The sequence below is a fragment of the Flavobacterium hungaricum genome, from assembly GCF_015182285.1.
Lineage (GTDB): Bacteria > Bacteroidota > Bacteroidia > Flavobacteriales > Flavobacteriaceae > Flavobacterium > Flavobacterium hungaricum.
The window spans coordinates 728,850-742,337 of sequence record NZ_PRDM01000002.1 but is presented as its reverse complement, the minus strand read 5'-3'; the positions used below and the strand labels follow the sequence as shown (position 1 = coordinate 742,337).

At 34.1% G+C, this 13,488-nt stretch carries 15 protein-coding genes; 8 read left to right on the top strand and 7 right to left on the bottom strand.

Annotated features, from left to right (window positions below; genetic code table 11):
• Window positions 1-22 precede the first annotated feature (22 nt).
• Window positions 23-664, top strand: a complete 642-nt coding sequence (locus C4F50_RS10985) for a polysaccharide deacetylase family protein (RefSeq protein WP_194138706.1) — start codon at window positions 23-25, stop codon at window positions 662-664.
• A 24-nt stretch (window positions 665-688) separates the two neighbouring features.
• Here C4F50_RS10985 and C4F50_RS10980 read toward each other — a convergent pair whose 3' ends face one another.
• The 6 genes from C4F50_RS10980 to C4F50_RS10955 all read right to left on the bottom strand — a co-directional run bounded on the left by C4F50_RS10980 (window position 689) and on the right by C4F50_RS10955 (window position 5,174).
• Complete coding sequence (locus C4F50_RS10980) at window positions 689-1,033, bottom strand: thioredoxin family protein (RefSeq protein ID WP_348537005.1); 345 nt, start codon at window positions 1,031-1,033, stop codon at window positions 689-691.
• A 32-nt stretch (window positions 1,034-1,065) separates the two neighbouring features.
• On the bottom strand, window positions 1,066-2,301 hold the full coding sequence (locus C4F50_RS10975; protein WP_194138705.1) for a metallophosphoesterase: 1,236 nt from the start codon (window positions 2,299-2,301) through the stop codon (window positions 1,066-1,068).
• 162 nt (window positions 2,302-2,463) lie between these two features.
• Window positions 2,464-2,652 carry a hypothetical protein gene (locus C4F50_RS10970; protein WP_194138704.1) on the bottom strand — a complete coding sequence of 63 codons (189 nt, stop codon included), beginning with the start codon at window positions 2,650-2,652 and terminating at the stop codon, window positions 2,464-2,466.
• 106 nt (window positions 2,653-2,758) lie between these two features.
• Window positions 2,759-4,087: a sensor histidine kinase gene (locus C4F50_RS10965; protein WP_348536999.1), complete on the bottom strand. Its 1,329-nt coding sequence runs from the start codon at window positions 4,085-4,087 to the stop codon at window positions 2,759-2,761.
• Between the two features lie 8 nt (window positions 4,088-4,095).
• A complete protein-coding gene (locus C4F50_RS10960) occupies window positions 4,096-4,770 on the bottom strand; it encodes a response regulator transcription factor (protein WP_194138703.1) in 675 nt (224 codons plus the stop codon).
• A gap of 179 nt (window positions 4,771-4,949) precedes the next feature.
• Window positions 4,950-5,174 carry a hypothetical protein gene (locus tag C4F50_RS10955; RefSeq protein WP_194138702.1) on the bottom strand — a complete coding sequence of 75 codons (225 nt, stop codon included), beginning with the start codon at window positions 5,172-5,174 and terminating at the stop codon, window positions 4,950-4,952.
• A gap of 362 nt (window positions 5,175-5,536) precedes the next feature.
• On the opposite strand from C4F50_RS10955, the gene polA reads away from it, so the two are divergent.
• The 3 genes from polA to C4F50_RS10940 all read left to right on the top strand — a co-directional run bounded on the left by polA (window position 5,537) and on the right by C4F50_RS10940 (window position 9,575).
• Window positions 5,537-8,377, top strand: a complete 2,841-nt coding sequence (gene polA, locus C4F50_RS10950) for a DNA polymerase I (protein WP_194138701.1) — start codon at window positions 5,537-5,539, stop codon at window positions 8,375-8,377.
• A 66-nt stretch (window positions 8,378-8,443) separates the two neighbouring features.
• Window positions 8,444-8,959 (top strand): hypothetical protein, encoded by a 516-nt coding sequence (locus C4F50_RS10945; RefSeq protein WP_194138700.1) that lies wholly within the window; start codon window positions 8,444-8,446, stop codon window positions 8,957-8,959.
• 241 nt (window positions 8,960-9,200) lie between these two features.
• The gene (locus C4F50_RS10940) at window positions 9,201-9,575 is read left to right on the top strand and encodes a hypothetical protein (protein WP_194138699.1); all 375 of its coding nucleotides are present in this window, start codon (window positions 9,201-9,203) and stop codon (window positions 9,573-9,575) included.
• 50 nt (window positions 9,576-9,625) lie between these two features.
• Here the strand turns inward: C4F50_RS10940 and C4F50_RS10935 are convergent, their stop codons facing one another.
• Complete coding sequence (locus tag C4F50_RS10935) at window positions 9,626-10,651, bottom strand: LacI family DNA-binding transcriptional regulator (protein ID WP_194138698.1); 1,026 nt, start codon at window positions 10,649-10,651, stop codon at window positions 9,626-9,628.
• 200 nt (window positions 10,652-10,851) lie between these two features.
• Between C4F50_RS10935 and C4F50_RS10930 the strand changes: the two genes are divergently transcribed.
• The 4 genes from C4F50_RS10930 (at window position 10,852) to rpsI (ending at window position 13,470) form a co-directional block, all read left to right on the top strand.
• Complete coding sequence (locus C4F50_RS10930) at window positions 10,852-11,598, top strand: ferritin-like domain-containing protein (RefSeq protein WP_194138697.1); 747 nt, start codon at window positions 10,852-10,854, stop codon at window positions 11,596-11,598.
• 25 nt (window positions 11,599-11,623) lie between these two features.
• The gene (locus C4F50_RS10925; protein ID WP_194138696.1) at window positions 11,624-12,436 is read left to right on the top strand and encodes a ferritin-like domain-containing protein; all 813 of its coding nucleotides are present in this window, start codon (window positions 11,624-11,626) and stop codon (window positions 12,434-12,436) included.
• A 192-nt stretch (window positions 12,437-12,628) separates the two neighbouring features.
• A complete protein-coding gene (rplM, locus tag C4F50_RS10920; RefSeq protein ID WP_194138695.1) occupies window positions 12,629-13,084 on the top strand; it encodes a 50S ribosomal protein L13 in 456 nt (151 codons plus the stop codon).
• Window positions 13,084-13,470 (top strand): 30S ribosomal protein S9, encoded by a 387-nt coding sequence (gene rpsI, locus C4F50_RS10915; protein ID WP_008466792.1) that lies wholly within the window; start codon window positions 13,084-13,086, stop codon window positions 13,468-13,470. Before rplM ends, rpsI begins: the two co-directional genes overlap by 1 nt.
• Window positions 13,471-13,488: the final 18 nt, after the last annotated feature.

The window sequence follows — 13,488 nt, the reverse complement described above, 5'->3', positions numbered from 1 at the left end:
TAACAAGATAAATCAATTCAAAATGGGCTTTTATTGGGTAAAAACGAATTCATTTATAAAAAGGGTATTTTCTAAATATTGTTGGGACATTCCTAATAATGAAAAGAAAATATACCTCACTTTTGATGACGGCCCTACTCCAGAAATTACAGACTGGGTTTTATCTGAATTGAAAAAATTTGATGCAAAAGCTACCTTTTTCTGCATCGGAAAAAACATTAAAGCCAATCTCGCTTTATTCGAAAAACTAATTACCGACGGACATTCAATAGGAAACCACACGATGAATCATGTAAATGGATGGAAAATCCATACAGATGATTATATCGAAAATGTAAAAAACTGCGCTGCAATTTTAGAAAAACAAGAAAAAACACCGCAAGGCTTATTATTCCGTCCTCCGTACGGAAAAATCAAAAAAGCACAATCTAAGGTGCTTAGAAAATTAGGCTATAAAATTGTAATGTGGGACGTTTTAAGTGCCGACTTCGATCAAAGTATTACTCCCGAAAAATGTTTGGAAAACGTAACCAAGAATGTAAAATCCGGCAGTGTAATTGTTTTTCATGACAGTATTAAAGCTTCTCCAAATTTGAGATTTGCTTTACCAAGAACACTGCATTTTTTAAAAGAAAACGGATATCAATTTGACATTATTCATTAATAATATCAAACAAAAGAAGTTATTTTAAACGCTGAATTGATCTTGAACAATTCCAATAATAGTATTAGCATCAAGCTCTCCAGACTGTCTCCAAATCATCTGCCCTTCTTTATAAATCATTAAAGTCGGAAGTCCTTTTATACGAAGTGCTTCTGCCAGCTCTTGATTTTTATCTACATCAATTTTGATCACTTTGGCCTTATCGCCAAGCGCAGCTGCAACATCCTTAATAACAGGATGCATAGAAACAGACGATTCATTCCAATCTGTGTAAAAATCAATTAACACAGGGACTTGAGCATTTATTAGTTCTCCAAATTTTGACATAAAACCAAAAATTTTAAGTTTTTTAAATCTATAAAAAGAAATAAATATAATACAAATTTAGCATTTTTAACGAATTAAGCGACATTACGGCCCTTTTTTAGTTCGATAACCGTTATTTCGGGCATAATTCCGACGCGTCCCGGATAGGCATGAAAACCAAATCCTCGATTAACATAAACGTATCTTCCAACGTTTTCGTACAAGCCTGCCCATTGTTTATAAATATATTGTGCCAGACTCCATTTAAAATATCCGGGAATTTCAATCCCGAACTGCATCCCGTGTGTGTGGCCTGCAAATGTTAAATGAAAGTTTTGAGGATGATCTTTAATCTCGGCATCCCAATGGCTTGGATCGTGGCTCATTAAGACCTTAAAATCTTTTTGATCCACACCTTGAGATGCTTTGTTTAGATCACCGGCTTTTTTAAAATTGACACCCCAGTTTTCTACACCAATCAAAGCAATCTTATCATCGCCCTTTTGAATGTAAGTATGCTCATTCAACATTAATTTAAAACCAATCTGATCGTATAATTTTTTAATCTGCTGAAAGTTTTCATCTTTTTCTTTTTCAGAAGGCCAGGTCACGTATTCACCATAATCATGATTTCCTAAAACAGCAAATTTTCCATATTTATAGCTTTTAATACGATTAAAAGTTTCCAGCCACGGATGCATTTCTTTAGCATGTGTATTTACAATATCTCCCGTAAACAAAATCAAATCTGATTCTTGTTCATTTATCAAATCGATCGCGTAATTTATTTTCTCATGATTGTCAAAACTTCCGCTGTGGACGTCTGAAATCTGCGTGATCTTAAAACCGTCGAAAGCATCTGGAAGATCTGGAAAATAAATCGTCTGCTTAAATACCTTAAAATTATATTTCCCTTCAAAAATTCCGTAAATCAAAGACAGAAACGGTACCGCAGCCAAACCCAATGCAATCTGACTGATGAATTTTCGCCTGTCGGGCATCATTTCTTTTCGAGGTGTATTGTAAACAAAATAATTCAAAATACTTGCTCCTACTCTAATAATATCTTCTCCAAACATTACTAACGTAAGAACAATTTTAGGGACATATACCAGCAGCATTAATCCTGTAGTAAACATAAACTGTTTGGTCTGCCCTACCGAACGATCTACTTTAGAAAATGAATAAATAATAAAAATTAGAATAAGCAGGCTTATAACCTGGTAACTCACTAAAACCCATCTTTGTTTAATTAAAGTACGAAAGGATTGATAGGAATAGAACTCAATAAATAGTAAAAGAGCGCATAGAATTACAAAGCGAATGATCATTTGTTATAGTTTTAAACAAAGTAACAAAGAATGAAAATTCTATTGCTTTTTATTATAAAAAATTTAACGCTCTTAAAGTAAAAAAGCCAAAAGAGAACTCTTTCGGCTTTAGTAACAATTTTTTTTAAACTATTAAAAAAATATCTTTTTTTTGACAGACAATTATTTTGCTTTTGCTGCTTCTGGCTTTGCAGTTTCAGCTTTTTTCTCACCTTTTGCTTTTTTGTGTTTTTTCTCGTGTTTTGTTGCTTTTGCTTCTTTTGTTGTTGGAGTCGCTGCTGGAGTTGTTTGAGCATTTACCATTGAGAATGTTCCTAAAACCGCTACTGCTAAGATTGCTAATTTTTTCATGACTTTTAAATTTTATGATTATTATTATTTCATTATTTATAAGTCAAAATTACAACCACAAGATGAAGACAAAATGAAGAAAAAGTCTTACAAGAAACTTTAAATTTTAATTGGCTTTTTCAAACCACAAAGTAAAAGTCGATCCTTCATTTACTATCGATTTTACTTTAATTTGAATATGATGAAATACCGCAATACTTTCTGCAATAGCAAGCCCTAATCCCTGCCCTTCCTGATCGGAGCTAATACGCGCAAATCTGCTGAATATTTTTTCTGTCTGCGATTCGTCCATTCCAATTCCAGAGTCTTTTATTGAGATAAAGTAATATCCGTCAACAAAACCATCTTCTGCAATAATAAATCCGTTTGGCTTATTGTATTTTATAGCATTTGTAACCAAATTATAAATCAAAATATGAATTAAAGTCTTATTTCCTGTAAAAATAAAATCGTGTTTGATCAAATTTGTAAATTGGATTTCTCTATCTTCAATACGATCCTGCAGATCTTCGTGCAAATCAGATACTATTTCCCTTAAATGAATCTCTTCGTTGGCTTCGTACTGATGATTATCGATTCTAGAAATCAATAGTAAATTGTTGATGATTTTTTTAAGCATATCGAGAGTCTTCAGTGATCCCGCAATTTTATCAACTGCGTTATCATCTAAAGAATCGTTTTGTAGTAAATTTTCAAGCTTATTTTTAAGAAGCGCAATTGGCGTAAGAAGTTCATGTGAGACATTCGAAATAAATTGTTTTTCTTTTTTAAAAAGTCCCGCAATACGATCCATCATTTGATTTAAAACAAAATCAAGTTCTCTAAAATCTCTGGAAGCGGCTTTTATCGGAGTATGGTCAAATGCCTCGGGTTCGTTGACACGCCTGATTTTGGTATCTATAATTTTATAAAAAGGTTTTAGGAGGTATTCGATGTAAAAAGTATCGGCCAAAAAAGTAATAAAGAGAATCACAACAAAAACGATGATGATAAAAAATCGGATCACAAAAGTCAGATCTTTTACTTCGCTGAGACTGCTTCCGATTTCTAATTGATAATCTTCTCCTTCGTACCTAAAATGATGCTGCAGTATTCTATATTCATTTTCTTCTCCTTCAATGGTTCTATAATCATTCTCAAAAGTTGTTTTCTTTTGATGTGCCTTCATCGGGACTTTAGAAAGCACCAAAAACTCATTGTGAAGTGTAGAAAACTGCGAATACGTTTCGGTCGAGTCGTCGGCATTTTCTATAAAATCATTTATTTCTTCTTTGTTTAAATGATCAATAAACTTTTTCTTTTTTTCTAATAAACCATTATTAATGTGATGATAGACTACATTTTGAACCAAAACAGGAAGCATAAACCACAAAACAGCAATAACAAGCAGTCTTGTTAATGCGTTAAAAATAGACAATTGGTGTTTGATCTTCACAATACTATTTATTCGTTTATACGATAACCCACATTTCGAACCGTTTCAAACCAATCTATAGGAGCATGCTTGTCGAGTTTTTTTCTAAGATTTCGAACATGAACATCAATAAAATTAGAATCTGAGTTTACCTCTAGAATATCTCCCCAAATATGTTCTGTAAGCTGTAAACGTGTTATCACTCGGTTTTTATTCAAAACCAAATATTGAAAAATATCAAATTCTTTTTTGGTCAGATTGATCGGAATATCATTAAAACTCACTTTATAATCTTGCAACTGCAATACAAAATTATGAATGGTAAGATTATTCAAAGTAAAACCATGAATTCTCCTGATAACAGCAAACAATCTTGCACTGAGTTCTGTCAAAGCAAAAGGTTTCGTTAGATAATCATCGGCTCCTAAATGAAGGCCGTTAATTCTGTCGTCTAATTCACCTCTTGCAGTAAGAACAATTACCGCCATTTTTGATTTGGTTTTCCTAACGGTTTTCAAAACATCAAAACCATCGCCATCCGGCAGACCGAGATCGAGCAGCATGGCATCATAATCATTACTTTCTGCTTCTTCGAGCGCATCACTGCAATTATTTGCAATTTTACAAATATAACCTGCGTTACACAAAAAGTCGTAAACTTCTACAGCGAGTTCTTTATTATCTTCAACAATCAAAATATTCATAAACCAAGGTATTAAGCGCAATTAAAAGTAGTCAATTCCAAAAAATCGAGCTGCACATTATTAAAACATTAACGAAAAAAGCTGACAAATTTCTTCATCAGCTTTTACCACCTGCAATCCCAAAAATATTCTTCTGTTTTGTTTCCTAATACTGCTTCGAAAACAAAACAAAAGACTGCTTATTTTTTCGCTTTTGCAGCTTCTGTTTTAGGTGCTTCTTTTTTAGAAGTTTCTTTCTGAGGTGCTTCTTTTTTCTCAGATTTTACTTTTTTGTCTGCTTTAGCTTTTTGTTTCCCAGGCGCTTTTACTTCTTTTGCAGGTTCTGTTTTGGTTTTAGCTGGAAATGCCTGCACCATTGCACTTGTTCCTAAAACTGCTACTAGTAACATCAATAAATTTCTCATGACTCTAATTATTTGAATTAATAATATCTTTTATTTTACAGATCAAAATTACCTCTGGAAAATGAAGAAAAAATGAAGAAATGTCTTCACAAAAAGATTTTAACTTGATATTAACGCTTAGGTGTTTTTCTAACCATATAAGTGATATAAGTTCATTTTAAGTTTTATTGCTAATTCCCGCAAAGACACAAAGTCGCCAAGCAAATTATAGGACTTTGCGTCTTTGTTTCTTTGCGGCATAATTTTGACAAGTATTTTAAATGAACTTATATCACTTATATGGTTCAAACAAAAATTAATTTTCAAAAACTAAATCGTTTTTAAAACCCAATTGATTATTTTTACGGACTAATTTTTTTTATATGTCGACTCAAAAACGCCTTTTTCTTTTAGATGCCTATGCATTGATATTTCGTGGTTATTATGCTTTTATAAAAAACCCGAGAATTAACTCTAAAGGAATGGACACCTCTGCCATTATGGGTTTTATGAATTCTCTTTTGGATGTTATTAAAAGAGAAAAACCAGATCATTTGGCTGTTGCTTTTGATAAAGGCGGAAGTCATGTAAGAACCGAAATGTTCGTCGAATATAAAGCCAATCGTGACGCAACACCTGAGGCCATTAAAATTGCTATTCCGTACATTCAGGAATTATTAAAAGCCATGCATATTCCGATTATCGAAATCGAAGGCTGTGAAGCCGATGATTTAATTGGAACAATTGCCAAACAAGCCGAAAAACAAAATTACAAGGTTTTTATGGTAACGCCCGATAAGGATTTTGCGCAATTAGTTTCTGAAAATATCTTTATGTACAAACCTGCACGTATGGGTAACGGAATCGAAATTTGGGGAATTCCAGAGGTTTTGGCAAAATTTGAAATTGAAAGACCAGAACAGGTTATCGATTTTCTTGGAATGATGGGTGATGCTGTAGATAATATCCCGGGATTACCTGGTGTTGGTGAAGTTACGGCTAAAAAGTTCTTAAAAGAATTTGGCACAATGGAAAACCTTTTGGAAAACACACATTTACTAAAAGGCAAAATGAAAGAGAATATCGAAGCGAATAAAGAGAAAGGAATTCTATCTAAAAAGCTGGCAACGATTATATGCGACTGCGAGGTTACTTTTAATGAAGAAGATTATGAACTTTCTCGTCCTGATATCGAAAAAACAGATGCTATTTTTCAGGAATTAGAATTTAGAAGAATGGCAGAACAGTTTGATAATTTATTTAAAACTGACGGAACACAAACTGCAAATGCACCTGCAGATGCCAAATTATACAAAAAACCACAACCTAAAAACGAAGATCAGTTTGATTTGTTTGGAGGCGGTGGAAATACCGAAGATGAAAGTGCTGAAACCAGAACTTCTTTCTACAATACTTTAGAAAATACAGAACATTCATATCAAACTGTTCAAGGTGATTTGGGTATTAAATTACTATTGCAGAATTTAGAAAAACAGACTGCTGTTTGCTTTGATACTGAAACAACTGGAATCGATGCTTTGCATGCAGAATTGGTCGGAATGTCTTTTGCTTACGAAAAAGGAAAAGCTTTTTACGTTCCGTTTCCAGAAAGTCAGGAAGAAGCACAGGTTTTAGTGAATAAATTGGTTCCGTTTTTTGAAAATGAAAACATTGAAAAAATAGGTCAAAATTTAAAATATGATTTAAAAATCCTTTCTAATTACGGTGTTACGGTAAAAGGAAAACTTTTTGATACCATGATTGCACATTATCTGATTAATCCGGATATGCGTCATAATATGGATATTTTAGCAGAAACCTATTTAAAATATTCTCCAAAATCTATAGAAACTTTAATTGGCAAAAAAGGGAAAAATCAGCTTTCTATGCGCGATGTTCCTTTAGAAGATATCAAAGAATATGCGGCCGAAGATGCGGATATTACACTGCAATTAAAAGAAATCTTTACAACCGAATTAGACAAAACCGAAACCAAAAAGCTTTTTGATGAAATCGAAATTCCATTAGTAAGCGTTTTGGCCGATATGGAAACAGAAGGAATTCGCCTGGATGTAGATTTCTTAAGCGCGATGTCGAAAGAAATGGAAGTCGAAATCAAATCTTTAGAACAAAAAATATACGAAACTGCTGGAGAAACTTTCAACCTTGCTTCCCCAAAACAGTTAGGAGATATTTTGTTTGATAAAATGAAAATCGGCGGTGCTAAACAAAAGAAAACTAAAACGGGTCAGTACGCAACTGGCGAAGAGGTTTTGACTTATTTGGCCAACGACAACCCGATTGTAAAAGAAATTCTGGATTGGCGTCAAATGGTAAAACTGCAAAGCACTTACATTTTAGCTTTACCGGAACAAGTTGATAAAAAGACGTTACGCGTTCACACCGATTATATGCAGACTGTTGCAGCAACAGGACGTTTGAGTTCTAACAACCCGAACTTACAGAATATCCCGATTCGTACCGAAAGAGGTCGTCAGATTCGTAAAGCGTTTGTGGCTCGTGACGAAAACTATACTTTAATTTCTGCCGATTACTCGCAGATCGAACTTAGAATTATTGCCGCTTTAAGCGGAGAAGAAAACATGATTGCTGCTTTCCAAAACGGAGAGGACATTCACAGAGCGACTGCTGCAAAAGTTTTTGACGTCGCTCTTGAAGAAGTGTCACGTGAACAAAGAAGCAATGCCAAAACCGTAAACTTCGGAATCATTTATGGCGTTTCGGCTTTTGGTTTAAGTAATCAAACATCATTATCTCGAGGTGAAAGCGCCGCTTTAATTGAAGCTTATTACAAAACTTATCCAAGATTACGTTCTTATATTAATGAACAAATCGAATTTGCACGCGAAAACGGATATGTTCAAACTATTTTAGGACGTCGTCGTTACCTTAAAGACATCAATTCAGCAAATGCCGTTGTTAGAGGCGCTGCGGAACGAAATGCAGTAAACGCTCCAATTCAGGGAAGCGCTGCCGATGTGATCAAAATTGCAATGATCAACATTCATAAAAAATTAAAGGAAGAAAACTGGAAATCAAGAATGCTGCTTCAAGTTCATGATGAGCTTGTGTTCGATGTTCACAACGACGAACTCGAGAAAATCCAGCCAATGATTAAACACGAAATGGAAAATGCATTTAAAATGTCTGTTCCGTTGGAGGTTGAAATTGGCTTGGGTCAGGATTGGTTAGCAGCGCATTGATTCGATTTTAGATTTCAGATTGTTGATTTTAGATTTTTTGATAAATCTGTAGCCAAATGTGCCTAAATGAGTAAAACTATCTTTCTTAAATTATTTTTTATCCTTCTATTTGGAATGCCAAAAATTGGCACAGCTCAAACGAAAGATGAAGATATTAGATTAAAAGTTCTTCGCAAAAATAGTATAGGAAAAGAATTTGTTTTTGGAAAATGGGATGAAAGAAAGTGGGATAAAATTGAAGGTACAGAAACACACTTAACTTATCTTGGAAGTGTAAAAACCCAAAAGGGAAAAACATATAAAATAATGAATTCCGTTTGGATATGGGGATTATCATGCCGTGCAACAAATAGAATTTTAATATTTAATGGCAAAAATCAATATATTGGAAATTACTATGTAACAACAGAAACTAATTTACCAACAGAATTAAAAAACGGAATTTTAATATTTAGAAATACAGATCCAGAATGTAACAAAAGAATTATTTCGAAAGTCAGTTTAAAGAATGGATTACCAATAACAATCTTCACAGAATGTAAAAATGGTTATGGAGATTCATTCACTTTTGAAGGAGATTAATTAGTTCGTAGAAAATAAAAGAAGCAAACTGGAAATCAAGAATAATACTACAAGTACTTATGTAGAGTACAACGCCAAACTAGAAAAAATCAAACCGATCATGAAACATGAAATGGAAAATGCTTTTAAAATGTCTGTCCCGTTGGAGGTTGAAATTGGCTTGGGTCAGGATTGGTTAGCAGCGCATTAATCTAATTTTAGATTTCAGATTGTTGATTTTAGATTTTGAATTGACTTTTATATGACAGACGATTTTAAGCCTCCTATTAAAAGCAGGACAACAAAAGAATTACTGGCGATAGCAGGAGCTCCAAAAAAATGGAATTCAAGAGCTTATAAATTAGCAATAGATGAACTTTACAATCGAAAAGTTGATTCAAAATTAATTGACCAATCTAAATATCTAGAAAAGAAAAAAGAAAATCTTCAAGTTTTAAAAATAGCAAAAGAAAGTTATAGCCTTTTTGACTTTCTATTCAATTTTGGAGGAACACTTATTGAAATCATATTTGCTTGGAATTTAGAAAAAGAAGGATATCTGCGAAAAGCTGAACAACAAAAGAAATTTAGAATAGTATTATTTTTTCTAATTGCCATTGTCTTACTTCTTATTTAAAATAAAAAAACCATCAGTTTCTGCTGATGGTTTTTCTTTTACTTTTGCTTTTATTTCTTTCTCGTAGACTCTCTTTCTTTCAATTTTGTCTTAATTACGATGGTTTCATATTCCGAAACCGTTCCTTCTGGTTCTTCTAATCTTTCGATTAACCTTTTAGCAGCAGTTTCTCCAATTTCAACACCATGCTGACTTATAGTAGTCAGACTTGGCGATAAACGTCTTGAAGCTAAAATTCCGTCTGCAAAACCTATAATTGATATATCTTCTGGAACTCTGTAACCTTTTTTCAAACTTACTCTTAATGCAGCAACTGAATCATTTTCATCTAATGCAAAAATTCCGTCTACTTTTTCATCCAAAATCCCTTCAATTTTGCTTTTCATATCTTCTTCGGAATCAGTACGAAGAATAATTTTTTCGTTTACCGGAATATTATTATCTTTTAGAGCTTTCAAATATCCATCTGCTCTCAATTTTCCAATACTTAAATTATCTACAGAAGAGATTAAGGCAATGTTTTTACATCCTAAATCGATTAAATGCTGTGTAGAATTTAGAGCCGAATCAAAATCGTCTACTACTACTTTATCACAATCTACTTCGTCTGCAATTCGGTCAAACATAACAATTGGAGTTCCATCATTTATAATTTCAGTAAAATGATTGTAATCGTGTAGTTTTTGAGCTTCCTCAGAAACCGACAAGATAAACCCGTCAATAGTTCCGTTACTCAGCATTTCAAGAGTATGAACTTCTTTTTCCAGAGATTCGTTAGAAATACAGGTAATCACATTGTATCCTTTTTTATCGGCTACTTTCTCGATACCGCTAAATACTTTCGCAAAGAAAGAATTTAGAATATTAGGAATAATTACACCAATTGTCTTGGTTTTACGGTTTTTTAAATTCAAACCAATAACATTCGGCTTATAGTTTTTGAGTTTGGCATACTCCTTAATCTTCACCTTCGTTTGTTCACTAATTTCAGGGCTGTCGTTTAACGCCTTTGAAACTGTCGATACAGAAACACCAAGTTCTTTCGCAATTTGTTTTAGAGTTGCTTTAGCTTTCATTTAAAAATAATTTATCACGTAATTGATACAAATATAGTAGAATTACCGATAATAAAACAAAAAACAAGCAGTTGATCTTCAAAACACTGAAATTTTTTTAAAAGAAAAATAAAAAATGTTAAAGTTTAAAACCGTATCTCTAAAAATTTCGTTAATAATACAAGACCAATGTTATTAACCTTATTAAAAAACCTTTAATTATGAAAAACGAAGTTAAAATTCATGAAGTTGACCCTTCATTGAATAGCAGAAGGAGCTTTCTTAAGCTCAGCGGATTAACATTAGTGACCACAGGTTTGGTCTTAGCTGGCTGCAGCGACAATGATAATGATGATAAAATGGACGACACCTCTCTTCCAGGAGTTCGAAATGGTGTTTTTGATTTAGGCTCCGGCGATTTCGGAGTTTTGACTTATGCCTATGCTCTCGAACAGCTGGAAGCCGATTTTTATACCAAAGTAGTAAATGCAAGCAGCTTCAATTCTGTGTTTAGTTCTGTAGAACGTCAGGTATTAACCGATTTATACCATCACGAAGTTGTTCACAGAGATTTTTTCAAAGCCGCTTTGACTGGAGCACTTCCAGATCCGAGTTCACAATTACTTCCTAGCCTCACCTTTAATTACGGCTCTTTAAATTTTAACAGCCGCACAGAAGTTCTGGCTACTGCAAAAGCATTAGAAGATACTGGAGTTGCTGCCTATAATGGTGCAGGAAAATTAATTAAAACAGCCGATTACTTATTGTTAGCTGGAAAAATTGTTTCGGTAGAAGCAAGACACGCATCTGCAATAAGAAGTTTAATCAATCCGAATTCTAAAGATTTTGCCGGAGATGATATCGTAAACATGTCAACAGGATTGGACGACGCAAAAGATCCGTCTAAAATCCTGCCTATTGCTGCCAATTTTATCACTACAAAATTTACAGCCAAATACTTACCTTAATCTAACCCGCTAAAATGTAGAAATTATGAATATCTTAAAATTTATAGAATCCTTTACTGATGATCATTTAATGAATAGTACGGGCTCACGCAGAGACAGTTTTTCTCAGTTTGGAAATATCGGAAAAAATTTAGCCTTGGCATCGATCCCGTTTGGTTTATCGGCTTTAGCAAATAAAGCAATGGCTAAAGATATAACTGCAACTCCTGCAACTCCTATTGGAGCATTGCAGTTTGCTTTAACCTTAGAATATCTTGAAAACGAATTTTATGCGATGGCTTTGGATTCTGGTGTAATACCAGCTTCTGAAAACGGCGGACGCGATCTAAAAGTATTCCAGCAGATTGCGGCTCACGAATCGGATCACGTTAAATTTTTAATTGCAGGATTGGGCGGAACAGCCAGTGCCAACTTTGTTCCCAAACCCACTTTTGATTTTACAGTAGGAGGCGCATTTAATCCTTTTGGAGATTACCCGACTTTTCTGGCCCTGGCGCAAGCATTTGAAGACACAGGTGTAAGAGCTTATAAAGGACAGGCTGCTAATTTAATCACGACACCAGATTTATTAACTGCCGCATTGCAGATTCACTCCGTAGAAGCTCGCCACGCATCCGAAGTTAGAAGATTAAGAGGATTAAAAGGCTGGATTTCGAATGCCGAGAGAGGCGCAGGAATGCCTGCGGCGACACAAGCAGTCTATGATGGCGAAGGAGTAACAGTTCAGGCTGGTTTTAATACTGCCGCAGCATTTGGAGCAGCAGCAGGCTCAGAAGCTTATGATGAGCCGCTTACCACGCAGCAGGTTGTTGATATTGCCAATATATTTATTGTATAATATATTTTGACTGAAATATTGAACCGTCTTTACTATAAAGTAGAGACGGTTTTTTTATGGCTATTTATTTCAAAAACTGAATGCCTGATTTTCAGCGAATAAAATATTCTTTAAGGTATTTGGTTTTAAAATAATTAATTGTACTTTTGCATCCCCTTTATTGGGGATGGAATGTTTAATTAAAATAATATTATGGACGCATTAAGCTACAAAACAGTTTCGGCAAACAAAGGCACTGTAACTAAAGAGTGGATTGTTGTTGACGCTGAAGGTCATAACTTAGGACGTCTTGCTTCAAAGGTCGCTATGATCTTAAGAGGTAAGTACAAACCAAGTTACACACCGCACGTTGACTGTGGAGATAACGTAATTGTTATCAACTCAGAAAAAATTAACCTTACAGGTACAAAATTGAATGACAAAATTTACATGCGTCATACAGGTTACCCAGGAGGACAAAGAACTTTAACTGCTAAAGTATTGCAATCTAAAAACCCTGCATTATTAGTAGAAAAAGCGGTAAAAGGAATGTTACCTAAAAACAAATTAGGAGCTGAACTTTTTAGAAATCTAAATGTTGTTGTAGGTGCTGAGCATACTCACGGAGCTCAAAAACCTAGAACTGTTAACCTAAATGATCTTAAGTAATGGGAGTTATTCACAAAATCGGTAGAAGAAAAACCGCTGTTGCTCGTGTATATGTTTCTGAAGGAACTGGAAACATCACAGTAAACAAAAAAGAATTCGCAACTTACTTTCCAACTGCAACTTTACAATACAAAGTATTACAACCGCTTTCTATGACAGAAAACGCTAGTAACTTTGATGTAAAAGTAAACGTTTACGGAGGTGGTACAACTGGTCAAGCAGAAGCTGTAAGAATGGCATTAGCACGCGTAATGTGTGAAGTTAACGCTGAAAACAGAGCAATCCTTAAGCCAGAAGGTTTATTAACAAGAGACCCAAGAATGGTTGAACGTAAGAAATTCGGTCAGAAGAAAGCTCGTAAGAGATTCCAATTCTCTAAACGTTAATATTACCTGTCTTGTTCA